General features: G+C 40.3%; 21 protein-coding genes and 1 pseudogene. 8 read left to right on the top strand and 14 right to left on the bottom strand.

Features of this window, described 5'->3' with window-relative positions; genetic code table 11:
* Positions 1 to 251: pseudogene (locus AB5Z52_RS07200) on the bottom strand (hypothetical protein); the annotation flags it as partial.
* Positions 252 to 572: 321 nt separating this feature from the next.
* Between AB5Z52_RS07200 and AB5Z52_RS07195 the strand changes: the two are divergent.
* The 3 genes from AB5Z52_RS07195 (at position 573) to AB5Z52_RS07185 (ending at position 2,924) form a co-directional block, all read left to right on the top strand.
* Complete coding sequence (locus AB5Z52_RS07195) at positions 573 to 1,190, top strand: MBL fold metallo-hydrolase (RefSeq protein ID WP_003127289.1); 618 nt, start codon at positions 573 to 575, stop codon at positions 1,188 to 1,190.
* Between the two features lie 20 nt (positions 1,191 to 1,210).
* Positions 1,211 to 1,915, top strand: a complete 705-nt coding sequence (locus AB5Z52_RS07190) for a histidine phosphatase family protein (protein ID WP_003127288.1) — start codon at positions 1,211 to 1,213, stop codon at positions 1,913 to 1,915.
* A gap of 175 nt (positions 1,916 to 2,090) precedes the next feature.
* Positions 2,091 to 2,924, top strand: coding sequence for an undecaprenyl-diphosphate phosphatase (locus tag AB5Z52_RS07185; protein WP_003127287.1), 834 nt, complete (start codon positions 2,091 to 2,093; stop codon positions 2,922 to 2,924).
* Positions 2,925 to 2,972: 48 nt separating this feature from the next.
* Here the strand turns inward: AB5Z52_RS07185 and AB5Z52_RS07180 are convergent, their stop codons facing one another.
* Positions 2,973 to 3,596, bottom strand: a complete 624-nt coding sequence (locus AB5Z52_RS07180) for a DUF47 domain-containing protein (protein ID WP_003127286.1) — start codon at positions 3,594 to 3,596, stop codon at positions 2,973 to 2,975.
* 12 nt (positions 3,597 to 3,608) lie between these two features.
* Entirely contained in the window at positions 3,609 to 4,622 is a 1,014-nt protein-coding gene (locus AB5Z52_RS07175; RefSeq protein WP_086269307.1) for an inorganic phosphate transporter, read from the bottom strand.
* A gap of 276 nt (positions 4,623 to 4,898) precedes the next feature.
* On the opposite strand from AB5Z52_RS07175, the gene rpsT reads away from it, so the two are divergent.
* On the top strand, positions 4,899 to 5,153 hold the full coding sequence (gene rpsT / locus AB5Z52_RS07170) for a 30S ribosomal protein S20 (protein ID WP_003127283.1): 255 nt from the start codon (positions 4,899 to 4,901) through the stop codon (positions 5,151 to 5,153).
* 44 nt (positions 5,154 to 5,197) lie between these two features.
* On the opposite strand, the gene holA is transcribed toward rpsT, so the two are convergent.
* The 3 genes from holA to AB5Z52_RS07155 form a co-directional block, all read right to left on the bottom strand.
* Positions 5,198 to 6,223 carry a DNA polymerase III subunit delta gene (gene holA / locus AB5Z52_RS07165; RefSeq protein WP_086269308.1) on the bottom strand — a complete coding sequence of 342 codons (1,026 nt, stop codon included), beginning with the start codon at positions 6,221 to 6,223 and terminating at the stop codon, positions 5,198 to 5,200.
* Positions 6,224 to 6,254: 31 nt separating this feature from the next.
* Positions 6,255 to 8,297, bottom strand: a complete 2,043-nt coding sequence (locus AB5Z52_RS07160; RefSeq protein ID WP_256926302.1) for a DNA internalization-related competence protein ComEC/Rec2 — start codon at positions 8,295 to 8,297, stop codon at positions 6,255 to 6,257.
* 169 nt (positions 8,298 to 8,466) lie between these two features.
* On the bottom strand, positions 8,467 to 9,021 hold the full coding sequence (locus tag AB5Z52_RS07155; protein ID WP_005472581.1) for a ComE operon protein 2: 555 nt from the start codon (positions 9,019 to 9,021) through the stop codon (positions 8,467 to 8,469).
* Between the two features lie 692 nt (positions 9,022 to 9,713).
* Here AB5Z52_RS07155 and gadC point away from each other — a divergent pair.
* Both gadC and AB5Z52_RS07145 read left to right on the top strand, forming a co-directional pair.
* On the top strand, positions 9,714 to 11,228 hold the full coding sequence (gene gadC / locus AB5Z52_RS07150; RefSeq protein ID WP_005472579.1) for a glutamate:gamma-aminobutyrate antiporter: 1,515 nt from the start codon (positions 9,714 to 9,716) through the stop codon (positions 11,226 to 11,228).
* A 31-nt stretch (positions 11,229 to 11,259) separates the two neighbouring features.
* On the top strand, positions 11,260 to 12,660 hold the full coding sequence (locus AB5Z52_RS07145) for a glutamate decarboxylase (RefSeq protein ID WP_003127278.1): 1,401 nt from the start codon (positions 11,260 to 11,262) through the stop codon (positions 12,658 to 12,660).
* A 182-nt stretch (positions 12,661 to 12,842) separates the two neighbouring features.
* Here AB5Z52_RS07145 and AB5Z52_RS07140 read toward each other — a convergent pair whose 3' ends face one another.
* The 8 genes from AB5Z52_RS07140 to AB5Z52_RS07105 all read right to left on the bottom strand — a co-directional run bounded on the left by AB5Z52_RS07140 (position 12,843) and on the right by AB5Z52_RS07105 (position 21,444).
* Complete coding sequence (locus tag AB5Z52_RS07140; protein WP_003127277.1) at positions 12,843 to 14,318, bottom strand: hypothetical protein; 1,476 nt, start codon at positions 14,316 to 14,318, stop codon at positions 12,843 to 12,845.
* Positions 14,319 to 14,862: 544 nt separating this feature from the next.
* On the bottom strand, positions 14,863 to 15,459 hold the full coding sequence (locus AB5Z52_RS07135) for a helix-hairpin-helix domain-containing protein (protein WP_003127275.1): 597 nt from the start codon (positions 15,457 to 15,459) through the stop codon (positions 14,863 to 14,865).
* Positions 15,460 to 15,504: 45 nt separating this feature from the next.
* The gene (locus AB5Z52_RS07130; RefSeq protein ID WP_086269211.1) at positions 15,505 to 16,122 is read right to left on the bottom strand and encodes an HAD-IA family hydrolase; all 618 of its coding nucleotides are present in this window, start codon (positions 16,120 to 16,122) and stop codon (positions 15,505 to 15,507) included.
* Positions 16,123 to 16,356: 234 nt separating this feature from the next.
* A complete protein-coding gene (locus tag AB5Z52_RS07125; RefSeq protein WP_086269212.1) occupies positions 16,357 to 17,919 on the bottom strand; it encodes a YgcG family protein in 1,563 nt (520 codons plus the stop codon).
* 260 nt (positions 17,920 to 18,179) lie between these two features.
* A complete protein-coding gene (locus tag AB5Z52_RS07120) occupies positions 18,180 to 19,529 on the bottom strand; it encodes a PFL family protein (protein ID WP_003127270.1) in 1,350 nt (449 codons plus the stop codon).
* Positions 19,530 to 19,539: 10 nt separating this feature from the next.
* A complete protein-coding gene (locus AB5Z52_RS07115; RefSeq protein ID WP_003127269.1) occupies positions 19,540 to 19,806 on the bottom strand; it encodes an ACT domain-containing protein in 267 nt (88 codons plus the stop codon).
* Between the two features lie 103 nt (positions 19,807 to 19,909).
* Positions 19,910 to 20,575 (bottom strand): 2,3-diphosphoglycerate-dependent phosphoglycerate mutase, encoded by a 666-nt coding sequence (locus tag AB5Z52_RS07110; RefSeq protein WP_021150912.1) that lies wholly within the window; start codon positions 20,573 to 20,575, stop codon positions 19,910 to 19,912.
* Positions 20,576 to 20,799: 224 nt separating this feature from the next.
* Entirely contained in the window at positions 20,800 to 21,444 is a 645-nt protein-coding gene (locus AB5Z52_RS07105) for a 3D domain-containing protein (RefSeq protein ID WP_021150913.1), read from the bottom strand.
* 498 nt (positions 21,445 to 21,942) lie between these two features.
* Between AB5Z52_RS07105 and AB5Z52_RS07100 the strand changes: the two genes are divergently transcribed.
* Positions 21,943 to 23,421, top strand: coding sequence for an ABC transporter permease subunit (locus tag AB5Z52_RS07100; protein ID WP_041120246.1), 1,479 nt, complete (start codon positions 21,943 to 21,945; stop codon positions 23,419 to 23,421).
* Positions 23,414 to 24,136, top strand: a complete 723-nt coding sequence (locus AB5Z52_RS07095) for an amino acid ABC transporter ATP-binding protein (RefSeq protein WP_003127265.1) — start codon at positions 23,414 to 23,416, stop codon at positions 24,134 to 24,136. Before AB5Z52_RS07100 ends, AB5Z52_RS07095 begins: the two co-directional genes overlap by 8 nt.
* Positions 24,137 to 24,145 lie beyond the last annotated feature (9 nt).

Here is a 24,145-nt window from a genome sequence, read left to right as displayed (position 1 = left end):
ATAGGCAAGTATTGTTTGACGATGGTCAATTCTTCTCCTTGCAGATCATAGACACCTTGGCTTTGCGGAAATTGACTGCTTTCTTCTTGAATCAGCATCAAGTCGACATTCTCGGCATTTGTGGATCTGAGCTTGGTCGCAGTAGCTGTCGTAGGTTCGCTCGTTTTGATTGCTTTATTTTCTTGCCCACAGCTTGCGAGTAACAAGCTGCAAAAGAATGAGCATAAAACTAGACATACTTTCTTATTCATGTTACTGCCTCCACTATTTCCATAATTAAGGTTTTTTGAATTAATTATAGTATAACAGTGTATTTTTTTACGGAGGTTTCTTAGAAAATTTTTCGGGATAGTTTTTTAAAAACGACCCTATTTTTAATCAAACTGCCGTTTTTTGCAGATTTTTTTAATCTCATTTTCTCTTTGGTTTCTTCCACCAGCGCAAGAAGAGCCATTTTACGCTCTCTTGCTTTTTCCTAAATAAAGAGCAAAACTGTGAATCTTTAAAAAGCTTTTTTTGTTTCCTTGAATACTTTAGGCTATACTAAAAGAAGAAACAGAGGAGGTTAAAATATGAAAATCATTGGCTTAGTCACCGGCCCTGTTCAAGAGAATTGTTACTTGGTTTGGCAAGATGGGCATTTATTAATCATTGATCCGGGAGCAGAGGCTGAACGAATCATTGCTGAAATCGAAAAAACAGAAGCAAAGCCTAGTGCAATCTTATTGACCCATACTCATTATGACCATATCGGTGCAGTGGATCACTTAAGAGACTATTACAGTATCCCCGTTTATGTCAGTCCATTAGAACAAGATTGGTTAGGAGATCCTCTAAAAAATCTTTCTGGTCGCCATCCTGACTTAGGCGGTATTACTGCACGTCCTGCAGAGCATGAATTGGCGTTAAAAGATTATCAAATTGACGGCATCTCTTTTCGCGTTGTGGCAACTCCGGGACATTCCATTGGGAGTGTCAGCTTTATTTTTGATGATTTTGTCGTTTCAGGAGATGCCCTTTTTAAAGGCAGTATTGGACGTACGGATCTACCAACTGGTAATTTGGAACAATTATTAACGAGTATCCAATCTGAGTTGTTTATTCTGCCCAACCAATTAACTGTTTATCCAGGGCATGGTGAGCCAACGACGATTGAAAACGAAAAACGGACAAATCCATTTTTTAGATAAATGTAAAAGGAGGAAACGATATGGCAAGAACAGAATTATATGTCGTGCGACACGGTAAGACAATGTTCAATACATTACAGCGCGTTCAGGGATGGTGTGATACTCCATTGACCCGCACAGGTGAACAAGGAATCCATTATCTTGGGCTTGGTCTCCGGGAGATCGATTTTGTGGAAGCAGTATCCAGTGATAGTGGTCGTGCTATCGAAACCATGCGCTTGATCTTGGGCGAGCATTTACGTGGGCCTCAGATTCCTTATCATATTGATAAACGAATCAGAGAATGGTGTTTTGGGTCTTTAGAAGGGGCTTATGATGCAGAAATGTGGGGCGTCATTCCTCGTGTGTTGGATTTCCCTGATTATGACAATATGATTGCTAGCCATGTCAGCTTTGAGGCTGTTGCCAATGCGATTCATCGTGCGGACACAGCGAATTGGGCCGAATCCTTCGATGAATTGACTGAACGGGTCAAAACCGGCTTTGAAGACATCGCGTATCGGGTTGAGAAAAAAGGCGGCGGCAATGCGTTAGTTGTGTCCCATGGTCTAACGATCGCCTTCTTGCTGCATTTGATCAATAACGAAAACAACGTGCGTGTGGACATCGATAATGGTTCGGTTACCCGACTGATTTATGAAAATGGTGAATTCACAATTGCGGAAGTGGGCAACACTGAATATATCAAGAAAGGACTTGCCCTTTCACAAGATCTCCTCGCTTGATTTTCTTGCAATAATGAATCAACAAAAGTAAGAGTAGTTTTTTGCTGAAAAGATCCTCGGCTTGACGATTTTTTCAGCAAGAAAAACTGCTCTTTTTTTAGGAAGTGTTTGGTATTTTTTCCTAGAACAGGTATACTATGTAATGTATTTCACCATACAAGAAAGGACTGAACAAATGTTTTTTGCGAATTTTATTAAAGCCATCCTTTTCGGGATCATTGAAGGCATTACCGAATGGCTTCCCATCAGTAGTACCGGTCACTTGATCCTTGCTGATGAATTTATTGGGTTGAAAGTAAGCCCGGAATTTATGGCGATGTTCAACGTCGTGATCCAGTTAGGAGCGATTCTGGCGGTTGTTTACCTCTATTTCCATAAATTAAACCCTTTTTCACCCACCAAAAATGCATTGGAAAAGAGAGACACTTGGACACTCTGGTCGAAAGTGATCATTGCTGTCTTACCATCAGTCATCATTGGTTTGCCACTGGACGATTGGTTAGACGCTCACTTCTATAATTTCCTCTCTGTTTCGATCGTTCTGATCATCTACGGGATCGGCTTCATCGTCGTTGAGAAAAGAAACAAAAACAAAGAACCAAAATGTACCGATTTGAACAAGTTCACTTATAAAGCAGCACTAATTGTCGGGATGTTTCAAGTATTAGCATTGATTCCCGGAACATCACGCTCTGGCGCTACGATTCTTGGAGGAATCATGATTGGTGCCTCCCGCTTTGTCGCAACAGAATTTTCATTCTTCTTAGGTATCCCTACCATGTTCGGTGCAAGTATATGGAAAATATACAAATTTCTTAAAGTTGGAAATGCTTTTGACTTGCAAGGAACAGTTATCTTATTAACTGGAACGATCGTTTCCTTTATCGTTTCCGTGTTAGCCATCCGCTTCTTGATGAATTATATCAAACGAAACGATTTCACTTTCTTTGGTTGGTATCGTATCGTACTTGGTGCGGTTTTGATCGTTTACTGGTTAGTATCTTTATAATAAAAACACTGCGATGTCCTTTTGGACATCGCAGTGTTTTTAGCTAAATTACGTATTTTTGATGACCATGCCGTCAATAATATCGACAGCACCTTCTGTGTCGTTGATGATTGTTTCAAAGCGGTCATAAATGTCTTTCCATTTAATGATTTCTAAGACATCTTTTTCATCAGTGAAAAGGGCCTTTTTCAATTTAGAGTACAAAAGGTCCGCTTCAGACTCGATACGATTGACATCATTGATCATTTGTCGTAGCGTCTTTGAATTTTTGAACTTAGGAAACTCTTTTAACGCCGTCTGCACACCTTGTGTGGCCTGTTCGATCATGACAGCGAAATCAGCTGTTTCCGGACGTAATGACTTGATCACAAGATTTTCAAATAAATAAGTCAATCCCATGATGCCATCTAAAATATCGTCCAAGCGTTCAGAAATAATCAAAATATCTTCACGATCGATCGGTGTGATAAAAGAATCATATAATTCATTGGTCAATTCTGCGATCACTTGATCGCCTTCTTTTTCTAATGCGTGAATTTCTGCTGCTGCTTCAGTTAACGCTGCTTCTGAATAATCATTTATCAGAACTGAGAAACGTTTTGCCGCTAAATGACCATTGGTTGCTAGCTGCTCCATCGCTGCAAAATAATCAAAACTTTTTTTTCGTGCCATTCTTCTCTCTCCTTACAAAATCACAAGTAATACTTTTACCATTACATAGGCAATCAAGCCACAGCCTGGGAAAGTCAAGATCCAAGCATAAATCATTTCTTTCACGATGCGCCAGTCAACGCTGGAAAAGCGACGTGATGCGCCAACACCCATGATGGCAGTTGTTTTTGTATGTGTCGTCGAAACGGGAATCCCAAACACGGAAGATAAGAACAAGCAGATTGCCGCTGTTAAGTCAGCCGAAAAACCTTGATATTTATCCAGTTTGACCATGTCCATGCCGACAGATTTAATGATTTTCATCCCACCGACAGAGGTTCCGATTCCCATAGTAAGAGAACATAACGCCATTACCCACAAAGGGATCGTAAAGCCGTTGCCGCTTTTTTCTACAAGGTTATTGTAGTAAAGACCTAGCATAAAGACCCCCATAAACTTTTGACCGTCTTGTGCGCCATGCAAAAAAGCGTTTGCTCCAGCTGCGACCGCTTGCCCGATCGTAAAAACTTTATTTGCTTTACGACGAGAAGTTCCCCGGAAGAGCCAAACGATCAATTTGGTGATGATAAACCCACCAATGAACCCCATCAATGTTGAGACCACCAGCCCTATCAGTACTTTGACCCATTCTTGTCCGTTTACTGCATGTAATCCGCCCAGTGCCATTGCTGCTCCTGTAAGTCCAGCAATCAATGCATGGGATTCACTAGTTGGAATCCCGAAGTACCAAGCCGCAACCGTCCAGACGACGATTGAAAAAAGTGCAGCAGCTAAAGCAATTTGTGCAACATGAAAGCCGCCAGCAGTATCAAAGCTGACAATGTTACTGATGGTTTCAGCAACTTGCGCATTGAAATACGTCATCACTAAGACCCCAAGGAAATTCATCACTACCGCCATTCCAATAGCGACATTTGGACGTAGGACCCTCGTAGAGACTGCGGTGGCAATTGCATTTGGAGCATCCGTCCACCCATTGACGAAAATAACGCCTAACGAGAGCACGATGGTTATAACTAAAGCCATATTCACATTTATACACCTCATTTAAAAATTCCGAAGTAATCATAGCATAGAAAGTGAACAAAGTGTAAACTTTTTGTAAGTATTCATTAAAAAATATGTAAAGGATTAAAATAATAATATAGAACAAGAAAAAATAGCTGGCAAAAGCACCTTTTTTTGTGTTAAGTAAAATTTCTTTACAACTTTTATTGCAAATGAAACTTGCATTAGGTATAATGACTAGTGTTGATTTATACGTTTCAAACGTATAAGAACTTATTTTTGGAGGTGAAATACATGCCAAACATTGAATCTGCAATCAAACGTGTTCGCACAAGCGAAGCGGCTAATGCTAAGAATTCATCTCAAGTAAGCACAATGCGCACAGCAATCAAAAAATTTGATCTAGCTGTTGAAGCTGGTGCTGATAACGTAGATGCGTTATATAAAGATGCTGTTAAAGCAATCGATATGGCTGAGACTAAAGGATTGATCCACAAGAACAAAGCTAGTCGTGACAAATCTCGTTTAAGTAAAAAAATTGCGAAATAAGCAAATTAAAGCCGAAGCAATCAAATGATTGCTTCGGCTTTCTTTTACCCTTGTCTTTTACCATGCTTTAAAACGAACAATTGAAACAGAAATTCTTTATCGATTTGACCACTTTTCACCAAATAATCATTCTCAATCAATTCATGATAAAGGGCTGCTAATTGCTTTTCATTGAACTTTCTTGCCTGCTGCATCGCTAACTTGACCCGATAGGGATGGATTTTTAGTGTCTCAGCAATATTTGCCTGTTGATAGCCGACCTTCATCAGAATCGACGCTTGTAAAAGCAAGCGTACTTGTCCAATCAAAATTGCATTGATTTTAATGGTCTCTTCCCCTTGTAACAACAAGTCATCATACAACCGCCAGGCATCCGCTACTTTTCCTTGTAACACATCATTAGTCAATTCAAAAATATTGTGTTCTAAGGTTTTAGGAATCAATTGCTGAACGATTTCTTTTGTGATCTTCGCATCTTTTCCTGCATACAAGCGTAATTTTTGCAACTCCTGCATCGCTTTTGATAAATGGAGATCAGTCAACCGCAGGAACAGTTCAAAAGCTTCTCTACTCATTTCAATACCATCGTTTGTCAATGTCTGTTGCAAGTACCGACGAACATCCGCTTCTTTCATTGGTGCCACATCGATGATGATCCCTGCTTTTTTCAACTGCTTCGTGATTTTCTTTCGTTCATCCAGCTTATCATATTCGGCAAAAATCACCAAGACAGCCGTGTCCATTGGATTTTTTAAATACAGCAAAAAATCATCAAGGTCATGTTCTGGAACATTGGCTTTTTTTTCTGCTGTTAGAAAAAAAGGCCGCTCCACAAAGATCAATCGCTGATCACCGAAAAACGGCAACGATTGCGCTTCTTGAATCACCAAATCCAAAGGCTCTCTTTCCATATCAAAAGAAGCAAAATTCAAGTCATCTTTTGAAACTTCAAAACGCGTCAAAAATGCTTGACGTACTTGTTCTTGTAAAAATTTTTCTGTGCCTGTCACTAAATAGATAGGTTGCAGAGATTTCGTCCGAATCTCTTGCAACGCTTTTTGCAGTTCCATAGATTCCCCCGCTTTCTTTTCCATCCTATCATCATTCTAATCGATAGTCTAGCCATGTTTCTAGCTGTTGGACACGATGCCAATTTGACCAGCTGAAGCGGATCATCCCCTGCTGATCTGTTCTCAAGATGCTTCTTCCTTCCATCACTTCCAAAACTTCAGAATGTGGATGTCCATAGCGATTGTCTTTGCCACAAGAGATGATGCCGATTTTGGGTGAAAGGCTCTCGATAAAACGAGCAGAAGTGGAGGTACGACTGCCATGATGCCCTAGCTTTACCACTTCTGCCTGGAGATGAGGGTACAGTTGAATCAACTTTTCTTCCCCTTTTTGATCTAAATCACCGGTAAATAAAAAGCGCCATTTCTCAATTTCAGCCTTCAAAACTAAAGAATCTTCATTTTCACCTTGCCCAGACTCAGGAGCTAAAACAGTGATAGCAAGGTCGCGACCAATGGTTTCACCCACTTTTGTCCAGTGAACAGTTCCTTGCGGAAGCTGCTTGATTAACGCGGCAATCTGAGGATGGTGTTCACTTCCAGGAACTAGGTATATTTTTTTGACAGGGATTGCTGTCATTAATGCCAGTGCATCACCTAGATGGTCCGTGTCTCCATGAGTCAAAAAAAGCCCATCGATTTGCCTGACTCCCTCGCCTTTTAAAAATGGAATCAATGAGGCGTGTGCATTTTCTTGATACGCGCGTTGCTGCCACGCCTCTTTAGGAAAAGATAAACTGCCGCCGGTATCAATCACATACACTTCCCGGTTAAAGGCTGTTTGTAGGACAATACTATCACCTTGCCCAACATCGACAAATGTAACGGCAGCAGGGACAAAAAGACGCTGTAAAAGTAGCGGTAAAAACAAACTGACTAAGAAACAAAAAAAGAACTGATGTCGCTGATACAAAAATAAACCAAGAAGACTACAGAAAATAGCAAGTTCTATGGGAATCCTTCCAGTCGTGAGGGCAAATCTTCCAAGAAAAAAGACGATTTCCTCTATTCCATGCAAAAGTGTTTCACTCCAACTATCCAGATAGGGTATTTTTGGTATCAAAAGACTTACGGCAAAAAGAGCAAAACAGCTAGGTAAGATAAAACGTTGAAACAACGGAAGCAAAAGAAGAGTAAAAATCCCAACCAACAAAGGAAATTCATAGAATAAGTGCATCAGCAGCGGCGCTGCCAATAACGGCAAAAACTGAGAACGGATCACTGAGGAAACCTGTACGTTTCTTTGCATGAGCAATAAAAAAGTCATCAAAAAACATAGCTGCCCGGACGTTTGCAGAAAAACTTTTGGGTCGATCATAAGTGTTAGAAAAAGCACGATACCGTAACGATCACAGGCTGAAAGGTGACAGGAAAACAGTCGCAAAAGAACGGTCATCCCATAAGCGAGAACAGCTCGAATCACGCTGATAGAACCACCAAATAAAATGGCGGCTATCAGGATAATTGGCAAAAGAGGAAGCAGCATCTCCTCTCTGGTGAGCTTTCCTCGTCTCAGACCTCGTTCTAACCAGTAGAAAAAGAAAGACACATGCAGTCCGGACACAGTAAAAAAGTGCAGCAAGCCACTGCTACTGAATAATTGACGGATCTCTTGAAACTCATGATCTTTATACCCAAATAACAATGCGTTTATATAAGATGCCAGCTTCTCAGGGAAAAACTGCTTCACGTGAGTCACTGCAGCTGCTCGCCACCTGTAGATCGAAGAAATCCCGGCAGTTTGTTTGCTTGCGAGAATCTCAGTAATCGTCAATGTGCCTAAGAAGTTCCTGCTAGCCAAATAAAATGAGTAATCAAAGGCATGTTTGTTTCGGATTGGCTCTGCTATCTTGAAATTTCCATGTACTCTTAGTGATTTCTGCCAATTTTGTCGGCTGAGCCATTGGTCTTTTTCGGAAAGAGAAGAAACTTGGTAACGCCCCATCACTTTACCTTCAGGCAGTTTCCCTTCAAATGTCACTAAATCACCATTAACTTTGATCGTATCAGAATAGATAAGAACCTCAGCAGTTAACGATCCTTCTTCCAACTGACGATTTTGAAAACTGACCATACGTCCCCCTATCAATACACTGCCAAGACAACAAAGTGCCAATAAAGCAACTTGTTTTTTTATCAGTAGTCCCAGAAGAAGATAACTTGCGATAATAAATAAAAGAACAGATTTCAAATAGAAACCTGTTACCCAGCAACCAATGATCACTCCAACAAAAAGGAAATGGTCACGGCATGTTTGTATGTGTAGCCCCATTCAAGGCACCAAAAGATAATTTTTCAAAATATGCTGGATCAAGTTCAACTTGGTGGACGGTAGCACCAACTTGTTGAATCAAATCTAGAGCATATTGATTATTGCGGTAGTCATTCAGATAATGAATTTTCTTGACGCCTGCCTGCAAAATCGCCTTCGTACAAGGCAAACATGGAAAGTGTGTCACATAAATCTCGGCATTGTCGGTTGAAACACCTAGCTTGGCGCATTGCAGTAATGCGTTCATTTCTGCATGGATCGTGCGGATACAATGTCCGTCAACCACATAGCAGCCTTCATCAATACAATGAACGTCTCCACTAACTGAGCCATTGTAGCCGCCGGCAATAATCCGTCGGTCCTTGACTAGTGTCGCCCCCACCTCTAACCGAGAGCATGTACTTCTAAGAGAAAGTAAAACAGCTTGAGCCATAAAATACTGGTCCCAAGGGATTCGTTTATTTCCTTCTATCGATCGGTTTTGAGAATTAACCCATTGATTCTTTTTATTCAGATCGCTTGTCATCTGCGTACCTCCTTTTTCTATTTTTCCGATTGCGAAATAATAGTACACAATTTTTTATAATATACTATACCCCCACTGATTAATCTAGGGGCTAATGAATTTTAGTGTCTTTTTCTCCATTCACTTCTGCTTGTTTTTCCTACTGCTACCGTCAGTCAAACAGTTCTCAAAATGACTCCACTACCTGCTGGGTATTGTTTTTGATTAAGGGACTGGGAATAAAACTGCTTGTTATTTTCTTTGATGCTACTAATATTTGATGCTATTAACGGATGGAACGAAAGATCCTCACTTTACTCTTCCCAGGTATAATAGTTTTTTCGCCTTTTCTCTCTTTCTTCTTCCGATTCCTCCCTTTCATTGAAACACTTGCCTAACGCAAATTTTTCATAAAACCTTTGTAGCAACACCATCTGCCTATTTCTAGTTTTTCAGGGGTACATAAAATAATACGCCTTTCGAGTGCTCTTGCTTTTTTTTAACAGCAAAATACACGCTTCTTTTTTATTTCCAGCTTTTTTTCTTTTTCACTTTTGTTTTCAGAAAAAACTTGGAAATTTTCTTACCCAAAAAGTTTTATACTTCGTTTTGTAAGAAAAGAGGTGGACACACAATGAACAGAAGCATACATCAGCTTTCTCCTCCGAGATAACAGCGCCAAAAAGATATTAGACTTAGAAAGAAGCGATTTGATGAACGAGAAAAAATTATCTTTATTTGGTTTTTTCGCACTAACAGCCTCGATGGTCCTGACTGTGTACGAGTACCCAACTTTTGCCACGTCACAACTTCATTTGGTTTTCTTCTTATTATTAGGAGGTATCCTCTGGTTTTTGCCTGTTGCACTCTGCGCGGCAGAAATGTCGACGGTAAAAGGCTGGCAGAACGGTGGGATATTTAGTTGGGTTAGTGAAACATTAGGCGAACGGTTTGGCTTTGCAGCGATCTTCTTTCAGTGGTTTCAGATTACTGTCGGGTTTGTTACGATGATTTACTTCATCTTAGGAGCACTTTCTTATGTGCTGAATTTTCCCGCCCTCAACAATGATCCATTGATGAAGTACATCGGTTTGCTGATTATTTTTTGGCTCTTAACGTTTTCTCAGTTAGGTGGAACCAAAAGAACAGCAAAAATTGCAAAAGCAGGATTTGTTATCGGGATCGTCATTCCCTCTATCCTCTTATTTGTGCTAGCAGCAGCTTATTTCATCGGTGGAAATCCTATTCAAATACCCCTGAGTGAAAAAGCATTTATCCCTGACTTTTCAAAAGTTTCTACTCTCGTGGTATTTGTTTCTTTTATTTTGGCTTATATGGGTGTGGAGGCCTCTGCTTCCCACATTAATGAACTAAAAAATCCGCAAAAAAATTATCCACTAGCAATGATTTTGCTAGTCATTCTTGCCATTGCATTAGACGCTATTGGCGGCTTCTCTGTTGCTGCGGTCATTCCGCAAAAAGAATTATCTCTCAGTGCCGGAGTGATTCAAACCTTTGAATCGTTGTTGCTTCACTTCAATCCGCATCTTGGTTGGCTAGTGAAGTTAATCGCACTAATGATTGCCTTTGGTGTCATGGGTGAGGTCAGCTCATGGGTCGTTGGCCCATCAAGAGGTATGTTTGCAGCGGCACAACGAGGATTACTGCCGACTTTTTTGCGAAAGCACAATAAACATGGCGTCCCTGTTCCGCTAATCATGATTCAAGGAATCATCGTTTCAATATGGGGTGCTGTTCTAACGTTTGGCGGCGGTGGAAACAACTTATCTTTCTTGGTAGCTATTTCGCTGACAGTAGTGATTTATTTGATTGGTTATTTGCTGTTTTTCTTGGGCTATTTTGTTCTGCTTTTTAAGAAAAAAGATCTTCCTCGTACCTATAATGTTCCAGGAAAAACAATCGGAAAAACAATAATCGCAGGATTAGGGCTCATCATGTCGCTGCTCGCATTATTCGTTTCGTTCTTCCCACCTTCTTCGATTCCTGCCAGTGAAGACAGAACTTACCAAGTCATCTTGTTGATTAGTTTCATCGTTACTTTATTGTTACCATTCATTCTCTATGAACTTCATGACAAACGTGGCAAAGAAGCTCAAATCGACGAACCGGTTCATATGAAAACAGGAGATGTGAACCCTGCCACTTATCCAAGCGCTCGAGGAGAACACCACATCGTTCAAAACGAGAAGTATACAATCAAACATTAACCGTATTTTTTATCTATTAGGAGGAATTATCATGTTATATGGAAAAGAAAACCGCGAAGAAGCAGACTATTTGGAACCAATTTTTGGAGCTGTTTGTGAAGGAGAAGATTTACCGAAATACAAACTAAATCCACAATCTGTTGAACCTAGAATGGCCTATCAGCTCGTACAAGATCAGCTACTTGATGAAGGAAATGCCCGTTTGAATTTAGCTACATTCTGTCAAACCTACATGGAACCGGAAGCAGTTAAGCTGATGACACAAACTCTAGAAAAAAATGCCATCGACAAATCCGAGTATCCACGAACAGCAGAAATTGAAAATCGCTGTGTGAATATCATTGCAGATTTGTGGCATGCAAGCAAAGAAGAAAAATTCATGGGCACTTCTACCATTGGTTCTTCAGAAGCCTGTATGTTAGGTGGGATGGCAATGAAATTTGCTTGGCGTAATCGGGCGGAAAAACTCGGTCTCGATCTAAATGCTCATAAACCTAATTTAGTGATTTCAAGCGGTTATCAAGTTTGTTGGGAAAAATTTTGTGTCTACTGGGATATCGAGATGAGAGAAGTCCCTATGGATGAAAACCATTTGTCGATCAATCTTGATAAAGTGATGGACTATGTTGATGAATATACGATCGGCATCGTTGGCATTCTAGGAATCACCTATACAGGACGCTATGACGACATTAAAGGATTGAATGAACTTGTTGAACAATACAACCAAACAACGGACTATAAAGTCTACATTCATGTGGATGCTGCTTCTGGTGGTCTCTATACCCCTTTTACTGAACCGGATCTCGTCTGGGACTTTCAATTACCAAATGTCATATCAATCAACACATCGGGTCATAAATACGGTCTCGTTTATCCGGGTGTGGGTTGGGTACTTTGGCGCGATCAATCTTACTTGCCTCAAGAACTTGTATTTAAAGTCAGCTATTTAGGCGGTGAGTTACCAACCATGGCCATCAACTTCTCCCATAGTGCTGCTCAGTTGATCGGACAATACTATAATTTTGTGCGCTATGGTTTTGATGGTTACAAAGCGATTCATGACAAGACCCATAAAGTTGCTCTTTATTTGGCAAAAGAAATCGAAAAAACCGATCTATTCGAAATGATCAATGATGGCGCTCAACTTCCGATCGTCTGCTACAAATTGAAAGACGATTCAAAACGGGAATGGACGTTGTATGACTTAGCAGACCGTTTACTCATGAAAGGTTGGCAAGTTCCAGCTTATCCATTACCAGCCAATTTAGACGACCAAATTATCCAACGATTGGTCATTCGTGCAGACTTTGGTATGAATATGGCCCACGATTATATTCAAGACATGAAAGAAGCTCTGCTGGCACTTGATCAGGCTCATCTGGTCTATCATAAAAAACAAGAAATCAAAACCTACGGCTTTACTCATTAAAAAGGCCAACACGTTCTAGCAAGAAACTTCCCCAAAATCATTAGAGCTCTCAACGTTACTTCTATTGCGGAACTGTCCCAAGTAGTGCCATTCGCTTGCACTACTTTAGTTCAAAGAGAGGGATTGCGCACGGCTGTGCGCAATCCCTCTCTTTGTATCAATAATTATCTTTTTCAGTCTTTTCAATTACTCTTTGTTGCAAAGATTTCCTCGACTCGTTGATATAGTGTCTGATTGATAGCTAAGATAACAGAGGAAACAGTGTTGAAAGTCACCGGATAAATTTTAGTATTTTTCGTTTGAAGTGTTTCTTGATAAAGAGAAGCATCACATAAAATCATTCGTTTGGTACAAAAAAAGACATCATCCACCACATCAGTTAATTGGTGATAGATCATATTGCTTATGGTAAAGTGCTCATCTAACATTTCTTCTAACTGTTGGCGATAATACAAGTATTTAAAATCAGAAGGTGCAACAATATACACTTCCAAATGTTCAGTTTTTTCAGCATCAGGAAGCAAACTTAGTAAAATCGTCAATTTACGAACCAGATTGTCATTCCATCGAATCATCTGCTGGTTTTGGTTTGCCCATAACCCAAGGCTCTCCATTATTTGATCAAACATTTCCCTCTCACTTGGGTAGAGAAAGAATAGACGATCCGTTTGAAAGATCTGCATGTCCCCCCAAGCGGAACGAAGAAACGGTAGTAACGCTTTTTCGAACAACAAATGATTTTTCTCGGAGATTCCTAATCGGTTTTGTAATAAATGCGTGAGTTCCAACATCTCCGGACAGCGATGAATGTGATTACGATAAACGACTTCAAAATCTCTTTGCAACAGCTCCAGATTATTGCACTGATACTTGCGTGAATTAAAAAGTGAATAGATGTAAAATTCTTCGTCCTCATTGCTACACAAAGAAACTACAAGTTCTTTAAGACCTTGCTGTAATAATTGAAATAGCGGTGTCTGTCGTGCCATCTCCTTGTCCCTTGATGCAAAACAAATAGGAGCTATTCGGCTTCTTGCTAATCCGATGTGGATCCCTAAATGAATGATTTGACGTTCGTCTTCAGGATAAGAACGCAGAAAAAAACGTTGTTCCACGAATTGGATCAGTTCTTCACAAGCCTGCTCAATAAAAGACTGATTTTTTTCAGGACGTTTTCCTAAATAGTTCATTACAGCCAATAGAAGATAGCGGAAGTCTTTCTCGGGGATCTCGACCTCCTCTTGCTCTTCATTTAAATAGCCCATTTCCTCAAAAAATCTCCATAAGTCTGTCCGAATGGTATAAACCTTGCTTAATGAAATAAACACCTCTTCCGATATTTTTTGCCAACTTCTCTCTCCAATCAAAAATTGATAGAGAACTTGTAAAAAATAGGATCCTTGATAAATGGTTTGAGTAAGCTCTGATAAGGAAGATCCGGCAGTAAAAACCACTTGATATGTATGCTTCTCGTGAGTGGCGGTAGCAATGCGTTCTTTTAGTAAAAGCAGAATTTTATCAATGTCATTGATAATGGTCGCAGGACAGACATCCAGCTGTTCGGCTAAACGGTCAATAAGCACGCTTTCCTTCTCATACAACTGCTCGCAAAGATAGACTTGACGAATCACGCATTTTTCTATATACCTTTCCAGCATAGGCTCGCTCCTTTCCCGAATTTATTACGTCCGTTATTATAAACTATCAGGAAATAGGAAGAAATGAAATTGATAGCATTCTGAGGAAAAGTTTAGGCAAAAAAATTGTTTTCAAAATTATTTTTAATTTTATCTTGGGAAAAATGAAGAATTTTTCATGTAATCGGTATAGCTTACCTTTAGCAAATCTTTTCCTGCTGAAATAAACAAATGGATTACACAGTGAGAAAAGGTCTACTTTGTATTCACACGATAAATTCCTTAGATCCCCTAGCATTCGATACAACATATAGTTGTATCGATTGACTCTTTTTGAGCAAAAGATTAATTTTTACAACCACCGGCCGCCTGCGACAGAGTGTGTTTTTGTTAGCATAATACGTCGCGATACTGACTTGTTTCACCCGATCGCTCTACTAAATAAAAATGACTTCTCTACTTACCTTATACCCCTTATACCCCTATACTCCCTATACCCCCTACAACAACGAAACAGAAAAGCCACTGAATCGCGAGCTTATTCTCTTATTCTTTCTCTTATTTTTCATCGCACCTTGATCAACCCCTCCAAAGCCTCATAAGTTTTAGGGCCAATACCAGAAACTTCTTTCACTTCTTCCACGGTTTTAAAAAAACCCTTTTCTTCACGGTAAGCGATGATTGCCTCTGCCTTTTTCGCGCCAATGCCTGGAAGCTCTTGTAACTGGCTGCTATCTGCTGTATTTAAATCGATCTGGTTCTGAGCAAGTGTTCCTTCTGCTCCGTTGTCAGCGTAAACTACCGGATCATCTAAATGAGGAACGATTACTAATTGTTGATCTGACAATTCTTGGGCAAAATTCATGACTTCTTCATTTCCTTCATCAGTGACCCCGCCCGCTAATTGGATCAGCTCATACAGTCGAGCTCCACTAGGTAAGGTGTAAATACCCGGATTTCGGATTTCTCCTTTGATATCTACAACGATCTGGTCCAATGACTCTTTCCTACTCTCTGATTCGAAAATTGGTGAAGATTCTTCTGCTTCGGGCCATTCTGGCTCATTCGGGGTAAAAAACAAACCAAATAGAAAAAGAATGACCAACAGCGCGCTCAAGGATAAATGCCAATATTTTTTCCCAAAATCCAACCACTTGTCCATAATGAATCACCTCAAAAAGAAGTACGCAAAAAAAGTCTTGATTGCTCAAGACTTGATAATTTCTTCGATTTCTTTCATGGAATGAACGACATGGTCTGCATCCAAATCAGTTAGCAATCCTTCAATATCATAGAACATCGTTTGCACCCCTGCCCCTCGTCCAGCCAGCACATCCATCGCACGATCACCGATCATTACAGTCGTTGTTTTGTCCAATTGATATTTTTCCACTAAATAATTCAAAGACGTTGGGTCCGGCTTGCGGGGAAAATTATTCTCCGGTCCCACGATCTCTACGATCAAATGGTCAAGATTTTCTTTCATTAAAAGTTCTTTCGTTGAAACAACGTCACGATGGGTCAAAATATAATTCTTTCCGCCATGGTCTACTACTGCTTGTAAAGCTTCTTTCGTTCCCGGAAATGAAACGGGTAGCCGCTCATCTAGTGCTTCATATGCTTTAAAACGAGCGCTAAAATCAATGAAATCCAATTGATATTTCTCAGCTACTTGTTTTGATGACGATGCTTTCAAGATGCGATAAATTTCTCTCGAATTGGGATCAAATCCAGCGTCTTTCAATGTTTTAAGAAACGCCTCTAACATGATTGGGTAACTGTCAAACAATGTGCCGTCAAAGTCCCAAATATACGAATGATACATGTACAACCCTCATTTTCTAAAAATAAGCTGAAATGTTTCCGTGAAAAAAATGTTTTTTCAGCAACTTTACAAAGTTTATCACAAAAGTCCGCCTTTGTCTTTAGATCAAAAGGCAAAGTGGTTGAGACAGAAGTGATTAGTTGCAAGAAATTACGGCTTATTACTGCAAAAGCGACCGCTTACCGTGCGTTCGAAAAAAGAGCTATGACAACCTTTTGTCACAGCCCTTAAAAATTACCAGCTTCCGGAAATTCCGCCCCCACTACTGGACCCACCGCCAAAGCCACCGAAATCACTATCCGAGCTTTTACTCTCTGCGATGACCTGTTCTTGTCGCGTGACATGATTGATGAGTAACAAATAAACTAAAGATTGATCCATAGTGGTTGGATTGTATTCACGACGAGCATTATTCAATAGTTCTGAACGATCTTCCCCCGAAAAATCACCTACTTGTTTTTGTAGATCTGGATGATTTTTATATACTTCATGGAGATCGATAGTAAACAAAGCATCCGTTTTAACAGAATCAATCAAGCTAGCTATTTCCTGAGAACTCGTCTGCACCATTTCAGGATACGTCTTTTCCTTCGTAAGCAGCATAGCCAAATAATCGTTGTTGAGACTACGCCGCTGAATTTCTTCTTCCGCCAACTGCTGAATCTCTTTTTTATACTGTGGAATCAAATAAGCATTTTCTGCAAGAATATCTCCAGTTAAATCATAATCTCGTAATTGTTCCTTGAGTTGCCGCTGCAATTGTGTTTCATAGGTTCTCAATGTGTCATGGCCTTGGGCTAACTTTTGCCCAAAGATCTTCAAATTTTTATGATCTTTCATATATTCTTGCACGAATTGATCGGCCAACTGCGGATTTTTCAATGCTTGTTGAATCATTTGGTTTCTAGCTGGTTGCGGACTGATTCTTTCAAACTCAGCTAATTGCCTCGGAATAACTTCACTAAGCAGGTACATTTTTAACGCCTTCAAACACTCTCCAGCAACAATATAGTGATTGAAGGTCTGATAATTCCTTCTTTTACTTGCCCATCTGTAAAAAGCCTTTTCATCAAACGCTGGATCCGAATGAATATGAGGAGGAATCACATTGGCTGCTTGAAAACTTTTCTTCGTTTGGCGCTTGCGCCAGCCTATCACTCCGCTAATAGCTGCAATAATCAATGCACTAACTGAACTAACAAGTTGCCAAAACAGCAACCAGAATTTCTTTGACTCTGCGGCTTCTCGGGCCTTTTTTTCTGCCAGTAGCTGTTGCCCATCCGCATAAATTTTGTTCAGACCAACCGTTTCGTCCGCTGTTTCCATTTCCTCATAGACGCGATCAGAAGCATTTAAAACAGCTTGATCATAGTCTTCATCACGCAAAAGAACTTTTGTATCTTCATCGATCAGGTCATCATCTGACAAATCAGAAAAAATATACGTTAAGCCATCCCCATAGCCTAAACGAAATTCCCGGTCCTCGATGGCAAACACAAAGACTAAGCCATTGTTATACGCGGATTGACCAAAACTGTATTCATCAAATAACTGATTGGTTACTGTCTCGATCGTTTGGCCGTCTAAGTTTTTAAGCGTGACAACAGCGTATTCTGGACTTCCTGGCAACGTTTGGAACCTCTCTTGGTTTAATTGATTGATTTTTGCGATTGTCTCTGCTGAGAGGACCCCTGCATTATCCTTCACAAAACTTTGACCAAATACTTTTTGGGGAACAAGTAGCACGAACATGACGATCACTACCAGTATGGAGCTGCCCACTACCCTCTTTTTCATTCTTGACACCCCTATCTGTATAAAATTACGTTAATTGTATATTATTTCCAGATGATCAGCATAGGGCTAAAGCCTTAGATCACAAAGAAGAAACTGCGAACTAAGTGCTACACTAAACAAAATGTCCGATTTTTTTACTAGCATCCCCTCCAAAATACCATTAGGTCTTTATGAGCGAATGTTCGAAAAGTAATCACCTTTTCGTCCAATCGAGAGCATTTGATTTTGTGTGTTCCTTATATCGCAGTTTCAGAAGATGATCAGTTTTTGAAAGAATGAATCGGCGCAGGAATTCGGCCGCCTCGCTGAATAAAGTCAGCAGATTTAGCTGGATTAACTTTCATAACAGGTGCTGTGCCTAGTAAACCACCAAATTCGATTCGGTCTCCTACTTGTTTTTCTTTAGCCGGAATGATACGTACCGCCGTTGTTTTATGGTTGATGACGCCGATTGCTGCTTCATCAGCAATCATCGCAGCAATCGTTTCTGCAGTAGTATCTCCAGGAATTGCGATCATGTCTAAGCCCACCGAGCAAATTGCTGTCATCGCTTCTAACTTTTCTAGATTCAACAAACCACTTTCAACTGCTTTGATCATGCCTGCATCTTCTGAAACCGGGATGAAAGCACCCGATAAACCACCAACATGATTGCAGGCCATGACGCCGCCTTTTTTGACGGCGTCGTTCAACAACGCCAATGCAGCCGTTGTCCCGTGAGTTCCAACGGATTCCAGACCCATTTCTTCCAAGATGAGCGCCACACTATCCCCTACAGCCGGAGTAGGTGCTAAAGAAAGATCGACGATCCCAAAAGGAACCCCTAAACGCTCTGAAGCTACCCGTCCGACGAGTTGCCCCATACGGGTTATTTTGAAAGCCGTTTTTTTGACTGTTTCTGCAACGACGTCAAAAGATTCTCCTTTGACTTTTTCAAGCGCACGCTTGACCACTCCAGGACCGCTGACGCCTACATTAATCTCGACATCTGCTTCTCCGACACCGTGAAAAGCACCGGCCATAAACGGGTTGTCTTCCACTGCGTTTGCAAAAACAACTAATTTCGCACATCCCATATCTGAAGCTTCAGCCGTTTGTTTGACTGTTTCCCCCATTAACCGAACAGCATCCATATTGATTCCAGCTTTGGTTGATCCAATATTGACCGAAGAACAGACAAAGTTCGTTGCTGCCAGCGCTTCTGGAATCGATTGGATCAATGCTAAATCACCGCCTTGATACCCTTTTTCAACCAGAGCACTGTAGCCACCGATGAAATTGACCCCTACTGTCTCAGCTGCCCGATCCAATGTTTTAGCTACCTTCACACAGTCTTGTGGCGTCGGTTGACTGGCTGCCACAACAATGGCAATCGGGGTAACAGAGATTCGTTTGTTGATGATTGGAATACCATATTCTGTTTCGATTTGTTCGCCAACTCGCACCAAGTTCTTGGCTTTTGTCGTAATTTTTTGATAGATTTTTTCGCACATCTGATCGATATCGGCATCGATACAGTCTAAAAGAGAGATTCCCATTGTAATGGTACGAATATCAAGATTTTCTTCTTCAACCATGCGAATGGTTTCTAGTATTTGATTGATTTCCATAGAAGCCCTCCTATAATTTATGCATGGTATCAAAAATTTCTTGGTTTTGAATACTGATTTTAACACCTAGTGTTTCGCCTTTGGTATGCAATTGCTCACGAATCGTTTCAAAATCTGCATTTGCCTCCATCGATAATAACATCATCATCGTAAAGTATTCTTCCATGATGGTTTGTGAAACATCGAGGATATTGATGTCTAACTCTGCCAATAGTTGGCTGACGCCTGCGATGATCCCTACCTTGTCTTTTCCAATAACGGTCAATACTGCTTTCATAAGAGCCCGCCTTTCATAAAATTTTTCTTATTATAGCATAAGAAAACCGCACTTTCGATGAAACTTCATACGAAAGCGCGGTTTTTAGTAATAATGTTCGTCTTTATCCCAGCCGTTCTTGTAAAACAGCTTGTGAATCAAAGGTATAAATGATTGGCTCTGCATTGGGGACATCGATTTTGTCGACTTCTTCTTCAGGTACATTCTCCAAATACTTCACTAAAGCCCGCAAACTATTGCCATGGCCTGTGATCAAGACATTTTTTCCTGATCGAATGAAGGGAACAACATCATCCGACCAAAAAGGGGTGATCCTTTCAACGACCATTCCTAGGTTTTCTCCTTTAGGAATCAAGCGTGGATCTAAGTCGTCATAACGACGATCAAAATGATTTTCTGAAACATACAGCGGCGGTTCATTATACCCTCGTCGCCACTTTTGGACTTGACCTTTTCCATAACGAGCAACCATTTCATCTTTATTGACACCGACTAACTGTCCGTAGTGTCTTTCATTCAACCGCCATGTCTTATAGGTAGGTACCCACAATTGAGCGCTTGCTTCCAAAACAGTGTTGCAGGTGATGATGGTTCGCTGAAGATAAGAAGCAAATGCTACATCAAAAGAAATACCCAATTCTTTGATTTTTTCTCCCGCTTGCCAAGCTTGTTCCCGACCCTTTGCTGTCAAGGCCACATCCAGCCAGCCCGTCCAATAGTTTTCAAAATTTGCTTCGCTTTCGCCATGCCGTATCAATACTACCTTCACTTGAACGCCTCCTCTTTGATTCATTATCTCAAGAAAAAAGCAAAATGTCTTGGGCAAAGTTCATAGAGGCATCCTTTTTTATCTGAGTATACAAAAAGGCTAGGCATAAGTTGAGCCAGACCCGATCTTTAAGGAACAACTGTCCTCTCGAAAATCTTTCTGACTGTTTTTACTTATGCCCTAGCCTCATACGTGCATGGGTCTGTTCTTAAAATTTGGAGAAATTAATCAAGAATCGTTACTTGAACGGTCCGACGGCCCCATTGTTCGCATTGTGCATTTGTTGGGAAATGCACGTCGATGATATTTCCCTTGATCGCACCACCGGTATCGCTGGCGATGGCTTCTCCATAACCTTCAACATAAAGTCTTGTGCCTAGAGGGATCACAGATGGGTCCACCGCAACTGCCATCGGATTTTCCAACAAGTTTTGGCCGGTAGCTGTCACAGTTCCGCCGCCTAAAACATCTGCTGGATCAGAACTATATGCTGTTGCTTCCATCGTCATCGTTGTTCCAGAATAGCTGCTTGCTGCAGATTCAGATTGGTTTTCGTTGGCAGATTGGTCTTCTGCTTGTGTTGTTTCTTTTGCAGGTTGTTCACTTGCTTGGTTATCTGATGATACTTTTTTGTCGGTGTCAATAATCAGAGTTGTACCATCGTAGATGATGTTAGGATCTTTCAGTTTGTTGTCTTTTGCAATTTGATCAATATGATCTAAATTACCAAAGTATTTTAAAGAAAGACCAGATAATGTGTCATCAGATTTCACCACATGTTTGATTTCGTCTGCGTTAGCAGTTGTACTTAGTGCAGCAAAACCAGCAATTGTGGCTGTAGTTAATACGAATGTTTTAATTGATTTCATAAATTTTATTTCCCTCGCTCTATGTAAGTTTTCGTCGTAACGACTTGATAAATAATAGCAAGATACGTTAAGTCCTTGGTAACAGTTCGATGACGAAATATTTCACTTTGATAAAAGAAATTAAATAACGTACCAAATAAAAAATAGAAATACTTAAAACCTTGCTAAATAAGGCTTTAATAGTAAACAGAAGATCGATTAACTGTTACAAGTTTCTTTTAAGCTAATCAAAAAAGCCGAATGAATCTTAAATATTTTCATAATTTCCGGAAATTTTCTGAAACAAATTTTCTTATATTACAAATTTGTAAAAAACAATTCAACCTGTAAACTTATAGAAAACACTGTTTTTTCTGAAAACTCAAATATATTTCGTGATTTTTCCAAGAAAGGGATTGACTTCCCACAAAGGTATGATACGATATTTCTAACGTTTGTTGTATTTTTATACATAATTCAAGCTATTATTGTATTTTAAAACAAAAAAGGAGTAATTGAATGAAAAAGATGTGTAAATGGTTCGCTTCAACAATGATACTGATCGTCCTGTTCTTTTGTGTTACCACAAAACTGGTACACGCTGAAACAACAGATCCCGTCTATGAAAAAATAAAACAAAATGGTGCATTGATCGTTGGCTTATCTGCGGATTATGCCCCCTATGAATTTCATGCCACGATTGATGGCAAAGACGAAATTGTCGGCTTTGATCTATCAATTGCCAAAAAAATCGCTGATGATCTAGGTGTCGATCTTAAAATTGAAGAATTAGGTTTCGATGCGCTGTTAGGAGCATTAAAAACTGGAAAAATCGATCTTGTCATTTCGGGGATGGCTGCTACCGATGAACGTAAAAAGGAAGTCAACTTTTCTGACACTTATATGGAAGTCCAACAAAAAGTGATTGTTCGAAAAGAAGATCAGAACCGGTTTCAATCAACAGCAGATTTCAACGGTGTAGCTGTCGGTGCTCAAAAACAAACCACACAAGAAGAATTAGCTAAGAATGAGTTGTCCGGCTCACTTGTAACCTCTTTGCAAAAAGTTCCGGATCTGATCACAAATTTAAACTCAAAAAAAGTGGATGCTGTTGTGATGGAAGGTCCTGTGGCGGAAGCCTATGTTCAATCAAATGATAACTTAGCAATTGCCGACGATGTGGTCTTTGAGAAAGGTACGAAAGAAACAGCAATTGCTATTTCAAAAGAGGCGCCGCTGCTCCTGGAAAAAATCAATGCTTCCATCAAGACGATTGTCGATAACGATCTATTGAGTCAATATCAAGATGAAGCCTATGCTCTAATGTTCAATGAAGAAACAGGAGCACCTGAAGAAGGCTTCTTTAGCAAATATCTGCCCTTTTATCTCTCAGGAGCCGGTTATACTATTTTTTTAGCCTTTGTCGGTGTACTCTTTGGCTCGATTGCTGGTAGTCTACTGGCATTTATGAAACTTTCTGCGTCAAAAATTTTGCGTTGGATTGCGATTGTTTATATTGAATACGTGAGAGGTACCCCGCTCTTAGTACAGATCTTTATCGTTTATTTTGGGACTGGCGTACTAGGTCTGGATTTATCCAAATTAACGGCAGGTTGTATCGCTCTTGCACTTAATAGTGCCGCCTATGTGGCTGAAATCATTCGTGCGGGGATCAATGCGGTCAACAAAGGTCAGTTGGAGGCAGCCCGTTCATTAGGAATGAATCAAGTTCAAGCGATGCGCTTCATTATTTTTCCGCAAGCCATCAAGAACATTTTACCTGCTCTCGGCAATGAATTTGTGACAGTCATCAAAGAGTCTTCTGTTGTCTCTGTCATTGGTGTCTCCGAATTGATCTTCCAAACAGGGGTCGTCCAAGGTGCCAGTTTCAAACCTTTCCTACCATACGTGATTGTTTCCTTGATTTATTTTGTCTTGACTTTTGCTCTTTCACGATTACTAGGAGTTGCAGAAAGGAGAATGAAAACAAGTGATTAGCGTAAAAAAACTTTTAAAAAATTTTGGTGCGACAGAAGTTCTGAAAGAGATCGATCTTGAAATCTCCGCGGGTGAAGTCGTTGTGATCATTGGACCTTCTGGAAGTGGCAAAAGTACTTTTCTGCGTTGTTTGAATCTTTTAGAACAACCTACCAGTGGTCAAATCGAATTTGAAGGAAACGATCTTTTGGCTAAAGAGATTGTGATCGATCAAATTCGTCAAAAAATGGGTATGGTATTCCAAAACTTTAATCTGTTTCCTCATAAAACAGTTTTGGAGAACATCACCATCAGCCCCATAAAAGTAAAAAAACAAGATCAAGAGACCGCTGAGAAAAAAGCCTACGCACTTTTGGAACAAGTTGGATTAGCAGACAAAGCGACTAGCTATCCTGCAAGTTTATCTGGTGGGCAACAACAGCGAGTAGCTATTGCTCGTGCGTTGGCTATGGATCCAGATGTGATGCTTTTTGATGAACCGACTTCTGCACTTGATCCGGAGATGGTTGGTGAAGTATTAGCGGTGATGCAGGCACTTGCCGAGAAAGGCATGACGATGGTCGTTGTGACTCATGAGATGGGCTTTGCCAAGCAAGTAGCGGATCGCGTGATCTTTATGGCTGACGGTGTCATTCAAGAACAAGGAACACCTGAAGCGATCTTTGACCATCCGCAAAATAGCCGCACACAAGATTTTTTAAGAAAAGTACTATAAAAAATGGAG

Origin of the sequence: Enterococcus sp. RTP21361st1_A6_RTP21361_211029 (assembly GCF_040910045.1) — a bacterium.
GTDB lineage: Bacteria > Bacillota > Bacilli > Lactobacillales > Enterococcaceae > Enterococcus_D > Enterococcus_D gallinarum.
This window is presented reverse-complemented; position numbering and strand designations above follow the sequence as displayed.